At 70.8% G+C, this 18417-nt stretch carries 12 protein-coding genes; 2 read left to right on the forward strand and 10 right to left on the reverse strand.

Going from position 1 to position 18417, the window contains the following annotated elements:
- Positions 1-27 precede the first annotated feature (27 nt).
- The 9 genes from ACZ4U4_RS23825 to ACZ4U4_RS23865 form a co-directional block, all read right to left on the reverse strand.
- Positions 28-609: a HEAT repeat domain-containing protein gene (locus tag ACZ4U4_RS23825; RefSeq protein WP_467877805.1), complete on the reverse strand. Its 582-nt coding sequence runs from the start codon at positions 607-609 to the stop codon at positions 28-30.
- A 56-nt stretch (positions 610-665) separates the two neighbouring features.
- Positions 666-7520: an eCIS core domain-containing protein gene (locus tag ACZ4U4_RS23830; RefSeq protein ID WP_467877808.1), complete on the reverse strand. Its 6855-nt coding sequence runs from the start codon at positions 7518-7520 to the stop codon at positions 666-668.
- The gene (locus ACZ4U4_RS23835) at positions 7517-7894 is read right to left on the reverse strand and encodes a hypothetical protein (protein ID WP_467877811.1); all 378 of its coding nucleotides are present in this window, start codon (positions 7892-7894) and stop codon (positions 7517-7519) included. The genes ACZ4U4_RS23830 and ACZ4U4_RS23835 overlap by 4 nt, the downstream gene beginning before the upstream one ends.
- Complete coding sequence (locus ACZ4U4_RS23840; RefSeq protein WP_467877814.1) at positions 7885-9888, reverse strand: ATP-binding protein; 2004 nt, start codon at positions 9886-9888, stop codon at positions 7885-7887. Before ACZ4U4_RS23840 ends, ACZ4U4_RS23835 begins: the two co-directional genes overlap by 10 nt.
- A gap of 33 nt (positions 9889-9921) precedes the next feature.
- Positions 9922-10884 carry a Pvc16 family protein gene (locus ACZ4U4_RS23845; RefSeq protein WP_467877817.1) on the reverse strand — a complete coding sequence of 321 codons (963 nt, stop codon included), beginning with the start codon at positions 10882-10884 and terminating at the stop codon, positions 9922-9924.
- Complete coding sequence (locus ACZ4U4_RS23850; protein WP_467877820.1) at positions 10881-11708, reverse strand: hypothetical protein; 828 nt, start codon at positions 11706-11708, stop codon at positions 10881-10883. The genes ACZ4U4_RS23845 and ACZ4U4_RS23850 overlap by 4 nt, the downstream gene beginning before the upstream one ends.
- The gene (locus ACZ4U4_RS23855) at positions 11701-12459 is read right to left on the reverse strand and encodes a hypothetical protein (RefSeq protein ID WP_467877823.1); all 759 of its coding nucleotides are present in this window, start codon (positions 12457-12459) and stop codon (positions 11701-11703) included. The genes ACZ4U4_RS23850 and ACZ4U4_RS23855 overlap by 8 nt, the downstream gene beginning before the upstream one ends.
- A 32-nt stretch (positions 12460-12491) precedes the next feature.
- Positions 12492-13016 carry a phage tail protein gene (locus tag ACZ4U4_RS23860; protein WP_030279463.1) on the reverse strand — a complete coding sequence of 175 codons (525 nt, stop codon included), beginning with the start codon at positions 13014-13016 and terminating at the stop codon, positions 12492-12494.
- A gap of 86 nt (positions 13017-13102) precedes the next feature.
- Positions 13103-14989: a phage tail sheath family protein gene (locus ACZ4U4_RS23865; RefSeq protein ID WP_467877826.1), complete on the reverse strand. Its 1887-nt coding sequence runs from the start codon at positions 14987-14989 to the stop codon at positions 13103-13105.
- Positions 14990-15636: 647 nt separating this feature from the next.
- Between ACZ4U4_RS23865 and ACZ4U4_RS23870 the strand changes: the two genes are divergently transcribed.
- Entirely contained in the window at positions 15637-16623 is a 987-nt protein-coding gene (locus tag ACZ4U4_RS23870; protein WP_467877829.1) for a chitinase, read from the forward strand.
- A 238-nt stretch (positions 16624-16861) separates the two neighbouring features.
- A complete protein-coding gene (locus ACZ4U4_RS23875; protein WP_467877832.1) occupies positions 16862-17344 on the forward strand; it encodes a GNAT family N-acetyltransferase in 483 nt (160 codons plus the stop codon).
- Between the two features lie 109 nt (positions 17345-17453).
- On the opposite strand, the gene ACZ4U4_RS23880 is transcribed toward ACZ4U4_RS23875, so the two are convergent.
- Complete coding sequence (locus ACZ4U4_RS23880) at positions 17454-18326, reverse strand: helix-turn-helix transcriptional regulator (RefSeq protein WP_467877835.1); 873 nt, start codon at positions 18324-18326, stop codon at positions 17454-17456.
- Positions 18327-18417: the final 91 nt, after the last annotated feature.

Genomic DNA, 18417 nt, shown 5'->3' on the forward strand with positions numbered 1-18417 from the left:
TGGCGAGTCGTGTGCGAATTCTGTGATCTAGGTGGTGGATGAGTCCTGGAACCTGTCGCGGACGATGGTCAGCGCTTCACGGGCGTCGGCGCGGACAGCCTCATCCGGATCGTGCCGGCTGACATACTCCAGCAGTGGATCGAGTTTCTTCCACGGCATGATGGAGGATGCAAGGACGGCGACGCGACGCACCACTGGTTCCGGGTCGTTCAGCGCCCAACGAACAACTGCAAAAATTTCTGGATCGAAACCTTCGGAGCTCTGCATCGCGAGCATCCGCAGTGAGTCCATGACGGTAAGTGTGTCCCGCTCGCCGGTTGCGAGGTCGGCCAGGGAAGCGGAGGTGTGTACCTCTACGTGATTCCGGATTTCGGAAATGACTTGCGCGCTGGATTCACCCTCGATGGCGATGTAGTGAACCCGGAATACGTCATCCTCGATCCAGTGGATGGCAGTGCGGTAATCTCCGAGCGCCCAGACTTCCTCATGGAGTTGAGCGTTGCTCGAGGGCTCCAGATCTACCGGTACCCAGTTCAGCTGCTCGGCCAGATTGCGCATCCGTTCCCGGTCGAACGGCTTCTTGGGGATGATTTTCGTGAGTTGCGTCAACGAACTTCCTTCGATGTGATGTCGCGCACCTGATATGCGTACTTTTCGTCAGGGGGTCACGGACCGGACCCGGATGCCCCTGGGGTTATTATCCTTCCGCCTGGTGCCAGGTAATGTGCGGTGTCCCGCAAGAGCCATCTTTCGAATTCCGCGATAAGTTGCTCGTCGCTGAGGTAGTAATTGTCGGCCTTGAGTTGAGCAAAGGCTCTTATCAGGAGATTTGCCTCCCGTTCTCTCATCAACGGGGTAGTAGTGTTGATTTTCTCCCCGGGTTTGGTCAGCCCGGTCCCTCTCTTCTTTCCATAAGCTGCTTGGAGTCCTTCTGGGTCATGCATGAATGGCGCTGCTGACACCGCGTTCAGTGGTGACATGTAGTTCGTGTTGACCACGACGTCCCGCAACGTCCCTCCTGGGAACGTGGCGAGGCGCCAGGACAGGAGGTTGGCCACTGATGCAGGGTGGTGTCGTCCACCCTCGACGACACCCATGAGTCGTGCGATGGAGGCCATGCTGGCAAGGGCCTTCGGGTCCCTGTGGAAGAACTCGTCCGTGGGCATCCTGCGCCGCAGAAGCTGTAGATATGCCTGCTGTATGCGACTTCGAGTGATCAGGGAAGTTTCTGTGGCATTGAGGTTTGTATGCCCCATGTTGATTGCCATGCGGCCTTGGAGTGCTTCCAGCGTTTCGGCCGCGGCGGGCATCGGATCTGCTCCTTTCTTGCCCGGCTTGGCGGTGTAGTGCCCGGTGCCCAATCCGCTCCGCACGATATTGTTCCCCGGGTTCGGCCTTCCTCGTTCGGCCACGATCGCTGATTCTTGGGACTGGGAGGCCATGTCGATGTTCTCTTCGCCTGCCGGGCGTCCGGTCCGCATTGCTGCGGACTCGACAATGGGTGCAGCGGCAGGGCGCACTACAGACTTGGCAGCGTTCGCCTCCTCGGTCGCGGAACCCTTCTTGTTTCGCACCTGTCGCTTGGCTTCTTCGCGCGATGCTTGGTGTTCGTCCTGGGCTGCGTTGACACGCTCGGCCAGCGGGCCTACTCGTGGATCTTGATGGGCCTTGCCGGCTACCCTCGTGAGTATTTCATGCAGTCTGGGTTGATTCTGCTCAACTATCCTCCGTCCCTCCTCCATGCCCTGTAGAGGGTCCCGTTCGGGATTCAGGACCGCGGTGATTTTGTCCCGATTACCTTCAGAGAGCTTGCTGAGGGAGGTGAGGCGGTACCAAGTCTTCAACCCTCCCAGGAGTGCGCGGAGTGGGGCGCCCGCGATACCCCGCCGGACCACCCTTTCGAGTAGCGGGTGAAGCTTGGCGACGATCTTGTCGAGCTTGCTCTGCTTGGACTCCTTGGAGTTCTCCTTCTTCTGGTCCTTCTTCTTCTGCTTCTTCTGCTCGGCGCGGTGCTTCTTGTGGTGGCGCAGGTGGTCGCGCTTCCTCTTGAAGAAGTCGCGGGCCTTCTTGGCGCCGTTCTTGAGGGCCTTGCCGAGTTTGGACTTGCGGAGCTTCTTACCCAGGGCCTTGCCGGCGTTGCGGACCTTTTTGAGGGCGGACTTGACCTTGCCCTTTACCTTTTTGAGGGCGCGCCCCAGAGCGGATGTGGGTTTGCGAGGCTTGGTGCGCTTGGGTGCCTCGGTTTCTTTCTTCTTCTTGGGGGTTTCGGGCCCCTTCTCCGGCTTGCGCTCCGGAGACTTCTCCTCGTGCCTCTTGTTGGGTGTCTTGTTGCCGGGTTCCTCATTCGTGGGCTTCTTCCGGTCCGGCTGCTTCTTCGGATCCTCGGCGTCCCGCTCCCGTTTGGCGGCGTCTTCCTCGCGGCGGCGGTCGCGTTCCCTGTTCGGGGTGCGGCTGTTGGGGCGGTCGGGGGAGGTGGCGGGGCCCTTGGAGTGGGGGTGGGCGGTGGGGTGGTGTTCGGTGGAGGCGCCGGGGCGGGACGGGACCTTGGGGCCCTTCGGCTTGGTGGGGCCGGTGGGTTTGCGGAGGGCCTGGGCGGCCTTGCGGACGGCGCCGCGGGCGCGGTTGACGGCGCCGCCAGCGGCCTTGCGGGCGCCCTTGCCGGCCTTCTTCAGGCCCTTCATGATCTTCTGGGCGATGCCCTTGAGGCGGTTGCCGACCCCCTTGGCGGCGCGGCCGAGGCGGGCCAGGAGAAGGTTGGTGATGAGTTCCAGCAGGGCGACGACGCCGGCGGCGACGGCCACCGCGAAGAGGCAGGCTGCCGGGCCGGACCTCACCGCCTTGAGGAAGGCGAAGAACTTGCCGAAGGCGGAGAGGATCGCACTGACGGACTGCCAGGCGGCCATCAGCCCCTGAACGATGGTGAGGATCGCGCCCGCCGCCGGGATGATCATCGAGACGACCTTCTCGATGACGAGCTGGGCGATCATCATGGGAAGGGCGGCGACCACCGCGTTCCACGCCATCTTGCCGATCTGCTTCAAGGACATGCAGCCCTTGATCAGAATGTTGATGACGGCCTTGCCGAGGCCGAGGATGCCCTCGACCTTGGTGTTGAACCACTGGCTGACGGCAGTCTTGATCGCCCCCCAGAGGTGTTCCTGGACGCCGGTCTTCGCGGCGCTGCCGGCCTTGGCGAGCCAGCCGCCGGGGTCCGGGGCGATGTCCGCGACGAGGGCGGCGAATTGACCGAGAGCCTGGATCGCCGCCTGGGCGAACTTGAGGGCGCCGACGATCGCGTCGCGGAAGATCTTGATGGCGGCCTTGAGGCCCGCCTCCAGGACCTTGAGGAGGGCGTTGAGGCCGGCGGCGAGGGCGTCGAGGAGGGCGCTGACGGCCTTCTTGAGGCCCTCGGCGAGCTTGTTGACCGTGGCGATGGCCTTGTCGCGCAGGTCGTTGATGGCCTTGCGGAACTTGTCGCGGAGCTCGGGGAACGCGGCCAGCAGGACGTCGCCGATGGCGATGAGCGCGTCCGCCACCGCGTTGATGGCCTTGACGGCGAAGTCGCGGACCGCGTCGATCGCCTTGTTCGCCCAGTCCTTGAAGGTGTCGATGATGCCGTTGATGGCCTTACGGGCCTCATCGAAGATCTTCGTGACGGCGTCGAGAAGATCCTTGAAGAAGTCCGCGACGGCATGGACGATCTTGCCGAAGAGGCTGTCGGAGCCCTTCTTCTTCTCTTCCTTCTTCTTCTTGGCGTCCTTGTCCGCCTGATCGGCCTTGCCGTCGATGTCCTTGTTGTCGTTGTTCTTTCGGTCCTCCACCTCCTTGTCCTTGGTGTCGCGCTGCTTGGTGATCTTGTCGTTGCCGTCCTTGTGCTCCTTGTCGGTGTCCTTGTCGGCCTGCCCGATCTTCTTGTCCTGCTCGTCGCGCCAGTTCTGACGCTCCGTCCTGGCCTGATCCGCGACCTGGCCGCGCTGCGCCGTCTGCTGCTCGGTGTTGCGCGCGACCTCGTTGTCGATCTGCTGCTGCTTCTCCTGCTTGGACTTCTGCTCGCCCTGCTGCTGTTCCTTCTCCTTGGCGGCCACCTGGGTGCCGGCCTGGCCGGTGGCGCTCTTGATCTCGCCGCCACGCTCCTGTTTGGCCACCGCCCCGGCGCCCGGCTTCGGCGTACCGCCGGCCACCGCGCCGCCACCGCCCCCGCCTCCGGCCCGGCCGCCCTGCGCCTTCCCCCGTAGCTCCTCCTTGGGCGCATCGGGGTAGATCTTGTCCTCGCCCAGCGACTTGGACGCGTCCGCCCGTCCGGTGTCCTGGATCGTGCCCTGCTTCTCCTTGAGCTTCGCCGCCTGCTTGTCCGTGCGCTGCGGGTCGCTCTCCCCCTCCAGCTTGATCTTGGGAGCCGGGCCGACGGTCTTGTTGTGCAGCTCGGGGTCGCTGGTGGGGACCTGGTCGGCCGCCGCCGCCACGTTCTGGGCGTCCTTCTCCGTCAGCTTGCCGTCCTTCGAGGGCGGCACCTGCGGCGTCGGGACGTTGTCGGTCGGCTTCGCTCCCTGGGCCTTCTCACTGCCCTTGGCCCGCTGCTTCTCGCCCTGGCTCTCCGGGCCGACCTTCTCCAGCTGCCCCGTCACCGGGGTCTCCGGAGCCTCCTCTTCCGGCTTCCCGTGCAGGGTCTGCGGCGCCCCCGACGGGCGTTCGCGCTTGGGCGGATCGGCGACGAGCCGCCGCTGTTCGTCACCGACCTTCTTGTCCGCCGCGCCGTCCAACCCCGGCAGCGCCTCCTGCGCCTGGTCGGGCGCGAGCTGACCGACGGTGTTCAGCGCCGACCGGGGATCCTGTGCCGAGACGTCCGGCGGCTTCTCCTTCTTCTCCTCGACGGCCTTCTGGCCGCCGCCCCCGCCACAGCCGGCGCCGCCGCCCTCGTCCTTCTCGGCGGCCGGGGCCGGCGGGGCGCACCCGCCGCCGCCCTTCTCCAACGAGGCGTCCGGCTGCGCCTTCGCCCCCTCGGGCGCCGGAGCGCCCATCTTCCCCGGACTGTCGGCCTGCTGGGCCGCCGGACCGACCGCGGCCTGGGCGACGGAGGGCGCCCCTCCGGGACCGGCGGCGGCCGACGGCGCGTTGCCCGGCTCGGAACCGCCCACCGCCCCGCCGGGCGCCGCACCCGGCCCGGACTCCTTCGGCACCGCGCTCTTCGCTTCCGGTGCGTCCCGCTCGGCCCGCACGGGCTCGGCACCCCGGCGCGCGGCGGGGGAGGGACGCCGGTCCTCGGCCGGGGTGCGGTCGGTGTGCGCACCGGCCGGCGGGGCCGCGGAGGAGCCCGACGCCGCGGCGGAATCCTCGCCCGCGCCCGCCCCGCCGCCCGACGGCACCCCGGCCGGCTTACCGGCCGCCGCGCCCTCCGGCTGTCCCTGCGCCTGGCGCTTCTCCTCCTGGGCGTCCCGTTCCTTCTTCTCCGTCTGCTCGTCCTGGGCCTCCTTGGCGTCCGGCGCCTCCTCGCCGGTGCCGCCCTCCGCGTCGCGGTCCGCGTCCTTGTCGTCGGCGTCCTGCTTGGCCCGGCGGGTGCCGTCCTCGTCCTTGTCCTGGGCCTGTTCCGGATCGTGTTTCTGCTCGGCCTCCGGCTCCTGGGCCTGCCGGTCCTCGGCCTCCGGATCCGGACCGACCTCCTGCTCGACCGGCATCGACGGCTGGAGGTCCTTCTCGGTACGGTCCCCGGCCTCGGCGGCCGGCCCGTGCTCCGGCTGCGGCGCCTCGCCCTCGACCGGCCCCAGCTCCGCACCCGGCGGCTTGGTCTCCGCCTCCGGCTCGTCCTCGTGCTCCTCGTCGTCCGCCGCGTTCTCGCGCTCCTGCTGGACCTGCTCGGCCTTGGTGGGCGGGGGAGCGGGGAACGTCGGCAGCGCGGCATCGGGGTGCTCGGCGGTCGGTACGGACGAGACGTCCAGGTCGGCGCCCGGGAGGAAGTCCTCCGGCTGCAGCGCCGCCTCACCCGGGCCCGCGTCGCCCTTGGCCGCGGCCTCGGTGTCCCCGCCCACGCCGATGTCCTTCTCGGCGCCCGCCTCCAGCCCGATCGGCTGCTCCTCCTCGCGCGGCGGGCCGTCCTCCTCGTCCTGCGCGTTCAACCCGTGCTCGGACAGCGCGCTGTCCCGCTGGTCGGCCCGTTCGTCGACCTTCTCCGGACGGACCGGTCCGGGCTGCTCCCGCTTCTTCTTCTCCAGCTCCTCCTGTTTCGAGCCGTCCGCGGGCTTCTTCGCGTCGTCGTTGCGGCGGCGCTTGTCGGCGCCGGGCCGGTTCGCCTGCTGCGGGTCGGCCTCCTCGCGCTCCCGCTGCGCCTTGCGCTCCTCCTTGGTGCGCTCGGTGCCGTCCTGGGCCCGGTCGGCCTTGGCGGCGTCGGCCTGGTCGGCCTCCTGACGCTCCTGCCCCTGCTCCTCCTCGGCCTGCTGCTGCTCCTGCTCGGCGTCCGCGCCCTCGGCGGCGCGTTCGTCCTCGTGCGCCGTGCGGTCACCGGCCTCCTGCCGCTCCGCCGCCGCGTCGCGCTGCGCCCGGCTCTCCTCCTCGCCCTGCGCCTCCGCCTGCCCCTTGGCGTCCTTCTTCTCCCCGCGCGCGTCCTCGGCCCGCTGCTTCTCCCCGCGCGCGACGCCCTCGGCGTGCTGCTCCTGGGCCGCCCGCTCGTCGTGCACCTGATCGACGGCGTCGGGCACCGGCTCGGGCGTCAGCGACGGCTGGAAACCGACCGGCAGCACCTCGGACTCCGCCACCAGGTCCAGCAGCCGGTCGAAGTCGGAGCTGAGCAGCCGCACCTCCAGCCGGTCCAGTACGGATTCCTGCAACTCCGGCGCCAGCCGCGCGAGTTCGAGGCGCACCCGCCCCGACCGGTCCTCCGGATCCCCCCGCAACGACCGCAGCACCCCGCCCGCCAGCCGGTCCACCAGGGTTGCCGGGTCGACGAGTTCCTGGCGGCGGCGGTCGGCGTCGACGGTGGCGTAGCGGAGCCAGCCGGGAGTGGCGTGGCCGGGCTCGATCTGGGGGGTGGGGTCGTCCTCGCGGGTGGCGCCGAGCATCGCGGCGCGGACGGACTCCTGGGCCGCGGACTCCGCCTCCCGTTCGACCGCCTCCTGCGGGAGGCTGACCGCGCCCAGGTCGCGGCCGGCCCGCAGGGCGCCCAGGCCGTGCGGGTTCTGGACGGTGTGCAGGAGCTCGTGGGCGAGGAGGCGCCGGCCGTCGGCGGTGCCCGGGCGGTAGGTGCCCTCGCGGAAGAAGACGTCCTGGCCGACGGCGAACGCGTCGGCGCCCATCAACTCGGCGAGCTGCCCCGCGTCGCGGCCGGTGTGCAGGCGGACCTGGCTGAAGTCGTGGCCGAGCTGTTCCTCCAGCTCGCGGCGGACGCTCAGGTCGAGGGGTTGCCCGGCGCCGCTGACGATGTTCTTCGGCTCGGGCGCGGCGGACTTGGCGGAGCGCTCCTTGCGCTTGCGGCGCTGTTCGTCGCGGGCGGACCGGGCATTCCGGTCCGCGGGCCGGGTCGCGTTGCTCATCGCGCCTCCCCCCGTCCCGCCAGGCCTGCGTGCACCGCGCGGGCCAGCGCCTCGCCCAGCCGTACGGGGTGGGTGGTGGCCGGCAGTGGCGGCAGGCCGCCCAGCCCGTCGAGCGTGACACCCGCGCCGTCGGCGTCCGCGGCCAGCGGGACGCCGCGCTCCCGCACCAGGCGGGTCAACTCGGCCTGGAACGCGGCCGACACCCGGTCCGGGTCGACGGTGCGGGCGACGAAGCCGTCCAGGACCAGTTCGCCGATGTCGATGCGGAACGTTCCGGTGGGGGAGGGCGTCTGTGGGATGTCGGGTGCCGGTGCCGCCGGGCGCGCGGCCGAGGCCCGTACCGACTCGTGGCCGACCTCGTGTGTCAGACCCATCCGTGGACCTCCGACGGTGTCAGAGAGCGTTCCAGCTTCAGGTACTCGGTGCGGGCCGCGGCCAGCATGTGCCGCATCTGGAGGCGGTCGCCCTCCTCCGCGGCGAGGAAGGCGCCGGAGAGCGCGATGTTGCGGATCGAGCCGCCGGCGACGGTGAGCTGGGCGAGCAGGGCCGGCTCGATGCCCTTGGTCGGTGCCTGCGCGGGCAGCACCCGGCGCCAGATCTCGGCCCGCTCCCGTTCGGTGGGGAAGGGGAAGTCGACGACGAAGCGGATGCGGCGCAGGAAGGCCGAGTCCAGGGCCTTCTTCATGTTGGTGGTGAGGACGGCCAGGCCGCGGTACGCCTCCATGCGCATCAGCAGATAGCTGACCTCCAGGTTGGCGTAGCGGTCGTGGCTGTCCTTGACCTCGCTGCGCTTGCCGAACAGCGCGTCCGCCTCGTCGAAGAGGAGCAGCGCCCCGCCGCGCTCCGCGGCGTCGAAGACCCGGCTGAGGTTCTTCTCGGTCTCGCCGATGTACTTGCTGACGACCTGGGAGAGGTCGATGAGGAAGAGGTCCAGGCCCAGTTCCTTGGCCATCACCTCGGCGGCCAGCGTCTTGCCGGTGCCGGATCCGCCGGCGAAGAGGGCGGTGACGCCGAGGCCGTTGCGCAGCGCCTTCGCGAAGCCCCAGTCCTGGTAGACGGTGGCGCGCCGGCGCACATGCGCGACGATCTCCTGGAGGATGCGCGACTGCCGGTCGGCGAGGACCAGGTCGTCCCAGCCGGCCCGCGGCTCGATGCGGCGCCCCAGCTCGTCCAGCCCCATCCGGGCCTCGGTGAGGCCGGCCTGCCAGGCGAGTGCGGCGGCGTCGGGTCCGTCGGACACCGGCAGGTCGCGCCGTACGGAGGCGGCGGCGGAACGGACGACGTGCGGCGGCAGCTGGAACTGGGCGACGAGGGCGGTGAGATGCCGCTCGGTGATCTCGGGGATGTCGGTGAACGCGTCCGCCCACAGGTCCAGTTGCTCCTCGTCGGAGAGTTTGGGGACGGTGACGCGTGCGCCGCGCGGCTGGCCGGTCTGCCGCGGTTCCTGACCGGAGACGACCAGCGGGACGGCGGCGCCCGCGATGAAGGCGTCCGCCGCCGCGTGCTGCTCGCGGTCCAGCTCACCGACCTCGACCAGCAGCGCGGCCGGCAGCAGGATCGCCTCCCGCTGCCAGAGCCGGGAGAGCCGGTCCCGTTCGGCGGGGTCGGTCGGGATGTCCTCGGCAGCCATCGCGTACAGGCCGAGCCCGCTGTGGCGCGCCGCGGCCGCCGCGATGTCGGCACGGCTGCGCAGCTCGCCGCCGACCAGTTCGACGCGGAGCGGGGCGTCCGGCCCCGCGCCCGTCCAGCCCGCCGCCACCCGGCCGGCCGCCGTCTCGTACGCGGGCGGCAGGGTCTGCGGCGGGACGGTGCGGCGCAGTTGGCCGTGGAGCCGGGCGTCCAGGTACGGGGCGCCGGCGAGGAAGTGCAGGATGCGTTCGTCCAGGCGCAGCCGGCTGGTGGTCAGCCGGGTCTCGTCCGCCAGCTCGACCAGCCGCCAGCGGCGCAACGGGGCGACCGGGGTCAGGGCACTCCAATGGGGTGCGTCGAGCGCCGCCAGGGCGAGCGAGAAGGTGGGGTGCGCGCGCTCCGGATCACCGCAGGCGGCTGCGCAGCGGGCACCGGTGGTCGGGTCCAGCTCGACGGCCGCGGCGAGCAGGACGACCTCCCGCTCGAAGGCGGTCAGCCCGAAGCAGGCGGTGAGGTCGTCCAGGGCCCGGGGGGAGGGGACGGGCGGGTGATCGATGCCGCTGCGCGGGCCGTCCCCGTCCGCGGCCTCGTCCCCTGCGCCGTCGCCGTTCCCGCTTCTGCGGGTGCGCGCGGCATGTGCGTCCAGGCGGGCGAGCACGGCCCGGACGGCGGCGGACAGCGCCGCGCCCTCCGCCTCGTCGTCCGCCGCCTCGAGGCCCGTACCGCCGCTGCCCGCCATGTCGTTCTCCGCCCCCGTCCCCCGCACCGCGCCTCAGCTCTCCCCGCCGTCGTCGGTACGGCTCGTGTCGTCGGCGTCGGTGGCGCGGTCCGTTGCCCCCGGCTCACCGCCGGAAGCGTTGCGGGTCCGGCCGCGGGGACGGCCCCCCGACCGCCCGCCGCTCGAACTCTCCCGCCCCGCAGCCAACTTACGTGGTGCGGCCCGCCGGCCGGTCGTCTTCTTCGCGGCCTTCCTCGCGGTCTTCTCGGCGGGGGCCGTACCGGTGTCCGCAGCGCCCCCGGGCAGGTCGGACGCGTCCGGCCCGGACCCCGCCGCCCCGGAGGCGCCCTGCGCGGCCCCCGCATCCGCCGCCGGCCCAGGCGGTGCGTCCGCCAGCGGCGCCTCCGGAGGCACCTCCGGCACCACCGTCACCTCCGGCCGCCGCACCGGACGGGCCGGTGCCGGCTTCTGATGGCCGTCCAGCAGCACCAACGACGCCTGGTAGGCCACCGACAGGGAGTACGGCGTGTTGTTGAACATCCCCCAGAGCTTGGAGGTCTCGTCGACGTCCATCTGGGTCGGCGTGAAACGGACCTTCTGCGGCGACTCGGCCAGATCGCTCCCGACCAGATAGGGGCGTTCGGCCGCCTCCTCGATCAACTCCCGTGGCAGCACCGGGATTTCGTGCAGCGTCCGCACCACGCTCCCGATCAGCCGCTGGCCGACCAGCTCCTGCTCCTCCCCGTACGCGCTGATCAGGAAGTGCAGATCGATCGCCGCGGCGGGGCGCTTGAGCAGGGTGCCGTCGGAGGCGCGGGTGACCAGGTCGCTGTTGCGCATCGAGGGGTTGTGGGAGACCTGGTAGAGGAAGACGGTGATCGTCGGGTCGGTCGGCGGGTCGGACGGCGGTTTACGGGTCTCCACCGAGACGGCCATGTCGATCTCGGGGTGCAGGTTGTGCTCGATCAGCAGCGCAAGGGCCTGGGTGACCGTCGCGAGGGCGAGTGCGTTGCTCAATGGGACCGTCCCCCTGAAGTCCGTTGCTGGGAAGCGAGATAGTCCGCGAGGCTCACCTCGGGCGCGCGCCGCTCCGGCCGTGCCGGGCGGCCGCCCGCCGCGGGGCGTTCGGTGCCTACGGCGCCGACCTCCAGCCGGCCGATCTGGACGTGCACCACCCGCTCGGCGGGGCCGCGCGCGCCACGTCGGCCGGCCGCGGCCGCGCTGCGGGACGGTGCGGGGCGGCGGGGTGCCACCGGGGCGTCGGCGCGCGGCCGCAGCGCGCCGGACGGTGCCGGGCCGGTCCCGTCCGCATCCCACGGCGCCGCCTCCCGGCCCGCCGCCGTCCCTTCCGTATCCGTCGCCCCCGACCGGCCCCGCGGCCGCACGCCCTCGCCGGCGGCGGCCCGGGGCGCGGGCGCGGCCGTCGCCGTGGGGCGGAGGAGAGGGGCGGGGCCCGGCCTCCGGTCGGTCGGCCCGCGGTCGGCTTCCGGTGCCGTCTCGGTGCGGATCACCGTCTCCCGTTCGGCCCGGGTGTGGATCTCCGACCGGTGCTCGGTGCGCGGCGGTTGCCCGGTGTACGGGGCCGGGGCGGGCCACCGCGGCGGGGATGGCGGTCCGTCGTCGGCCACGTCGCCGTCGGCCGGGCCGCGCACCGCCTCCACCCGCTCGAACGGGCCGGGCAGCCGCGGCCGGACGAGTGCCCGCCGGTCCGGCCCCTCGGCGCCTCCGGGCGGGCCGAAGGGATCGGCGGGCGGCGCCGGTGCCGCGGGGGCGTACCGGGCCAGCAGCCGGCCGAGGTAGTCGCCGGACGCGGTGGGCGTCCGCTCGGGCATCTCAGGCATCCGCGCACAGCTCCAGGTAGTAGCGGCGCCGCAGCGGGCTGAGCGCCAGGATCTCGGGCTCGCTCCAGCCGTAGGCCGAGGCGAGCAGATGGACGTCCAGAAGCAGGTCCCGAGCCCAGGCGTCGAGTTCGGTCCACAGGTACGCGGCGATGTCCAGCTCCGCGGCGCTGGGTGCGCCGCACTCCGCGCAGGCGACCTGAAGCGTCAACTCCGCCCCGGGGTCGGCCTCTTCGGCGGCCTCGGCGAAGCGCTTGAGCACCGGTTCGGGCAGCTGGGTGAGGTCCTCGGCGGTGGCCTGGCGGTCGGCCCGGTGGGCGGTGAGGGTGCAGCGGGCCGCGAGCAGTCGCCCGGCGTGCAGCTCGTCCGGCGGACGGGCGGCGGCCACGGCGGCCAGGTCGGCGGGCCCGGGAAGCCGGAACCGCACGGTCCACCCGCCCTCCGTCACCCGCAGCCCGCCCTCCGGCGTCCCCGGGCGGGCGGCGGCCAGCTCCCCGGCGTCCAGCTCGAACTCCAGCGCCGTGCCGCACCCGGCCGCCGCGCAGTCGAGCGTGACCTCCATCCGGTCGCCGAACAGCGCCCGGCGCAGCGCGAAGAGGTCGGCCGTCCGCTCCCCGAGCGGCGCCGACAGCAGGACGTCGGCCGGTTCGCCGGGACGGGCCGCACGGTGCAGCAACAGGGCCCGCCCGGCGCTCTGTTCGGCCAGCCCGGCCTCCCAGGTGGCCAGCAGTTCCGCCGGCCCGGTGACCGCCATCCCTCACCTCGCCCCCATTCGTCGCTTCCCGCTCAGGCCGGGTGGGTGAACGAGGGCTCCTGCGGCTCGGGGACCTCGTAGTCGCGCTCCCAGCCCTCGCATTCCAGCTTCAGGCTCTGGATGGCCACCGCGTTGGCATTGGCGTCCATCTCGCCCAGGACCTGGTACTCGCTCGGCCAGGAGCGGTAGATCTTGTGCGAGACGGCGACCTGGCCGGCCTCGTTGAGGACCTGGATGACGATGTCCTTGCGGAAGTCGGCGAGCGACACCTCCGAGCCCAGGCCCGCGCCGACCTGCCAGACCTTGTTGGCCCAGCGGTCGAACTCCGGATCGTGGGTGACCCCGCGTTCCAGGGTGATGCCCTCGAACTCCGAGCGGCCCGGGGACTTCCGCGGGGAGCTGGGGTCGCCGCCGTTGCGGTGCTTGACGACCTCGGTGGTGCGCTTGAGCGGACTGATCTTGCTGACCCCCGCGACCGTACGACCGTCCCACAGCACCAGGAACTTGAAGTTCTTGTACGGGTCGAAGCGATGGGCGTTGATCTTGAACTCAGCCATCGGATTCCTTCACGTCGGATTCCTTCAGATCGGCGTCGTGGGGCGCACGGGGTCCGGCCCGCCGGCCGGACCCGGTGCCCCGCGCCCTACAGGTCGAACTGGCCGGCCAGCTGCTGGATCTTGACGATCACGAACTCCGCCGGTTTGACGGGCGCGATGCCGACCACGACGTTCACGATCCCGTTCTCGATGTCCGCCTCGGTGGTGGTGTCCTTGTCGCACTTGACGAAGTACGCCTGCCGCGGGGTGCCGCCCTTGAAGGCGCCCTTCTCGAAGAGGGAGTGCAGATACGCCGAGGCGTTGAGCCGGATCTGCTGCCACAGCTGCTCGTTGTTGGGCTCGAAGACCACCCACTGCAGACCGCGCAGCAGACTCTCCTCGACGTGCAGGGCCAGCCGCCGCACCGGGACGTACTTCCACTCGCTGTCCAGGGCGTCCGAGCCCTCCAGGGTGCGGGCGCCCCACACCAGCGGGCCGACCATCGGGAAGGTCCGCAGGCAGTTGATGCCGAGCGGGTTGAGCAGGCCGTTCTCGCGGTCGGTGAGCTTGACGGTCAGCCCGTGCACACCGGCCAGCCGCGCCTCGGTGCCCGCCGGGGCCTTCCACACCCCGCGCTCGCCGTCGGTACGGGCGATCACACCGGCCAGCGCACCGGACGGCGGGAAGGAGCGCAGCCGGCCGGTGAGCGGGTCGGTGAGCTGGAGATGCGGGAAGTACAGGGCGGCGTGGTTGCCGCGCACCGCGTCGAACGCGCCGATCCCGGCCCGGGCGGCGTCCACGCTGCCCCAGGTGGCGGGCGCGTCGACCAGCAGGAACATCCGCCGCTCCTGGCACAGGCGCTGGGCCGCCGAGATCACCGTGAGCATGTCGTCGGTGGACTCGTACGACGCCAGCTCGGGCAGCGCGAGCAGATTGACGTCGGGCAGATCGCGCAGTGCCTGGAGGCCGCTCTTGCGCGCCTCGCTGCCGATCAGGTCGCGCGGTCCCGGCGGATCGCCGTCCGCACCGCCGCACAGCGCGAAGACCGGCGGATTGACCGATGCCTCCAGACCGAGGTCGTTGGCGCACTCGCCGACGAAGCGGACCACGTCGCAGGGGTCGGTGGAGCCGGCCACGACCTGGAGACGGCGGCCGAAGGCGATCACCCGGGTGCCGGCGAAGGTGTGCTTGCCCGGGGCGTCCGGCAGCGACCGCAGCTTGTGCTCCAGCAGCAGCGCCAGCTCGGTGACGTCGCACGGCGGTTCGCCGTCGCACTCCGCGTCGTAGAGCGTGAACTCCCGCTCCACCTCGCCGATCTTCACCGTCAACTCGACGTCGAGATCGGGGAGGTGGTGGTGGAACGGTTTGGAGACGGTGCCGGACGGGTCCGGGCGCCCCTCGCCCACCGCGGTCACCCGGATCAGCGCCGAGCCGGAGTTGACGGCCGTCTCCACGAACCGGCCGCTGCCGGGGTCCATGGACAGGCCGGTGAAGGACTCCCGGGCCACGCCGTGCGCGTCGAAGACCTGGAGGTTGAAGGTCTCGTCCGGCTCCGAGGGGTGGCGCGAAGCGCCTCCTGCCGGGCGATGGGCGGGCGTGTCGTGGTCCACCGCCACCCGCAGGCCGTCGCCCCAGACGCCGGGCTCCTTGGCGTGCACCTCCAGGACCGGGCACTGGCTGCGGCCCTCGGTGGACTCCAGGGTGACGTGGGCCTCCTCACCGCTGCCGGCCTTGGCGACCCGGACGATCACCGCGATGGCGCCGCCGTTGCCGAAGAACTGGTGGACGGCGTGGGAGACCGGGCTGCGGGAGGTCAGGCCGCCGAAGCGGCGCTCGAAATCGGCGAAGCTGGTGATCCGGACCGGCTGGTTGAGCGGCCCGCGCCGGGTGTGGCCGACGAAGGCGGTCACGGACGTCGTCACGGTGGTGATGCTGCGGATGCTGCTGGGAAGCTCTTCGACATAGACGCCGGGATAGGTCGTATGTGTCGGCATTCCCCCTCCAATCCCTTCAGGCACCGAGTGTGAGGACACCAAGAAATCGAGCCGGGCGGGCGGCGGGAAGAAGGGGGAGGGGCGGCGGGTGCGGAAGAGTCCACGACCGCGCCCCGCGTCGACCGTGGTCGTACATCCCCCCACTACCCATCAAGTTCCCCCGTCTGCATCCGGTGCGAAGGCGACCCGTGATCCGTGGCCCGACCTGCACGGGACCAGGCCCGAGGCGTGTGATCCGGACCTGTGACTCCTGATGCGAAAGTGCTCAACGAAGTGTCTTTCAGGGGGAGTTGACGGGTCAAGGACCTTTCAGGTCACCGCGTGCGGAGGTCGTGTGCCAGCGCCTCGCGCTTCCTTCCCGAAGGGTTTTCCGCTTCGCCGCAACCGGAACCGGGAGGGTCGGATCCGTTCGAGTGCGTCGCCGCATCGGCCCCGGCGCCGCCGGCGGCCGAACGGCGCATGGATCAGCTGACGCCGGAAGCAGTACGGCGCCGGGCTGGGAATCAGCGACAGCTGAACAGAACCGGCTCAGCACACCACCGAGTGGCCGGCCCGCCGCCTACCCCTAACTTTCCCGTCCCGCTCCGTGATCGCCCGCATCGCTGAGTACATTCAGGGCGTCCCAAGTCCTTTGGAAAGGTCCGTTCATGAGTCGATTCCTGATGCGACGAGCGCTGGTCGCGTTCACCGCGGCGGGCGCGCTGTGTGCCTCGTCCACAGTTGCCGCCCCGGCAGCTCAGGCCGCCACACTCCCCGTCGGCATCAACGCGCCCTACCTGTACCTCGGTTGGGGGCACCCGCAGAACCCCGTCGGTGTCATGAAGGCCACGGGTATCAAGCAGTTCACCCTGTCGTTCATCACCTCCGGCGGGACATGCAACCCGAAGTGGGACGGCTCCCGCCCGCTGCGGGGAGGGGCGGAGGAGAAGGCCGTCAAGAACATCCGCGCGGCGGGCGGCGATGTCGTCGCCTCCTTCGGCGGGTGGAGCGGTAACAAGCTCGGCATCTCCTGCACCACGCCCACCGCACTGGCCCGCGCCTACCAGAAGGTGATCAGCGCCTACCGGCTCAAGGCGATCGACATCAACATCGAGCACACGGAGGACGACAACCCCGTCGTCCGCCAGCGCATCGTCGACGCGCTGAAGAAGGTCAAGGCGACCAACCCCTCCCTGAAGATCTACATCACCTTCAGCGGCAGGTCCGACGGGCCCGTCCACACCATCCGCGACCTCATCAAGCGGGCCGGGGCGGCGCGCCTCCCGGTGACCGGATGGAACATCATGGCCTTCAACTTCGCCACGCCCCACACCATGGGCACCACCACCATGAAGTCCGCCGACGGCCTGAAGAACGCCGTCGCCGCCGCGTACGGCATGAAGTCCGACGCCGCCTACCGCCACATCGGCATCTCGACGATGAACGGCAAGACGGACATGAAGGGGCAGCGCATCAGCGTCCGCAACTTCCGTACGATGCTCCGCTACGCCCAGCGGCACCACCTCGCACGGTTCACCTTCTGGTCGGTCAACCGCGACCGCTCCTGCACCCGCGGCGCCGACGCGGACTCGTGCAGCGGGGTCAAGCAGGCACCGTACGACTACACCAAGGTGGTGGCGCGCTACCACGGCTGACCTGCAGGGGTTTGCCCGGCACGCCGCCATCGGCAGGCCCGGAACTCGGTTCCGGGCCTGCTGTGTTCCGGGTATTGGCAGTACCTCTGCGCGAAAAACCATGTACCGAGCAACGTCCGTCACGTCCCCTGAGGGTTGTCCCGTAACTGCTGGTCAATGAGGCGTGAGAGCCGAGGGTGTCGTGGACGCTTTGGGCTGCCCGTGGCTGCTGCACGAGTGTCGCGGCAGACTCGTGGTCATGGTGCACCTGCGGGTTCTCACGACGAGCGACTGGCCGTTGTGGCGGGAGGTTCGCCTAGCTGCACTGAGCGAGGCGCCTCACGCCTTCAAGGCCGGGCTCGCGGAATGGCGCAACGGTGGGGAGGAGCGGTGGCGCGAGCGCTTGGCGATGCCCGCCGCTTACAGCATCGTTGCGTTGCTGGACGGCCGAACCGTAGGGATGGCCGCCGGCCTTCCCGGAGATCGCGGCGCGTGCGAGCTGAGGTCGGTGTGGGTGAGCCCCCAGGCGCGGGGCCGCAGCGTCGGAGACCAGTTGATAGCGGCAGTCGAAGGGTGGGCCCGGCAGAGGGGCGCTAAGGCTCTGAAGCTTGCGGTCATACCGGGCAACGAGCCCGCTGTCGCGCTGTATCAGCGTAACGGTTTCGTCGATACGGGAGGACTCGGAGAGCTGTTGTCCGACGGGGTGACCAGGGAACGTCTGATGGTGAAGGTGCTTCGCTGAGAGGGCGGTGTGCGAGCAGGACGGATCACCACACGTCGAGCACGCCTTCGCCCGCATGAAGACCTGGAAGGTCCTCCGCGACTGCCACCCGCCCATCGCACCCGGCCGGCTACTGCTCGGCCGCGTGGGGGAGAGCTGCCTCCGCGGGGTTTGCCATGTCGAGGAGCAGCATGGCGTCGTGGTCGGGGGTGCCGGGTGGTGCCTGGTAGGTGACGAGGCGTTGGCCGTCTGTGCGGGAGATGGTCAGGATCTCGAAGCTGAGGCGTATCGGGCCGACCTCGGGGTGTCGGAAGTGTTTGTGGCCGCCGCTGCGTGCCTGTACGTCGTACCGTTCCCACAGTCGGGCGAACTCCGGGCTTTTCCGCATCAGTTCGCCGACGAGGTGGGCGAGCTGCGGGATGTCCGGGTCGGCGCCCGCCATTGCGCGCAGGTGGGCTGCGCTGTGTGCCGCCAGCTGCTCCCAGTCGCGGTACAGGCTGCGTCCCATGGGGTGGAGGAACATGTAGCGGGTGATGTTGCGGCGCTCTTGTGGCCAGTCCGTGAGGCCGGGGAACAGGCGGAGGCCGGGCCGGTTGGCGGCCAGCAGGTCGTTGGTGCGGGTGACGACGTAGGCCGGCGCGGGGCGCAGCGTCTCCAGCAGGGTGCGGATCGACTCCCGCACGGTGCGGGCCGGGCCCGGGGGCGGCGCCGGAGCCTGGCCCGCGGCGAGTGCCACCAGTTCGTGGAGGCGCTGGAGAGCCTCGGGGGAGAGGTGGAGTGTCTGGCCGAGTGCGGCGACGACGGCCGGGGAGGGCCGGGTCTCGCGGCCGCGTTCCAGGCGTGTGTAGTAGTCGACGCTGACCCCGGCCAGCGTGGCCAACTCCTCGCGGCGCAGCCCCGGGGTGCGGCGGCGGCCCGTGCCGGTCGGCAGGCCCACGTCCTGCGGGCGGATCCGCTCCCGTCGGGCCCGGAGGAAGCGGCCCAGTTCTGAACCTTCGCTCATCGGGCCATTGTCGCCGCACATGGCGCGCGGAGAGGGGCTCTGTCAGGGCGAGGATCGGTGCTCCCTCGTACGTCTCGGTCTGTCTGCGGCT

Source organism: Streptomyces sp. NPDC029159, from assembly GCF_055564055.1.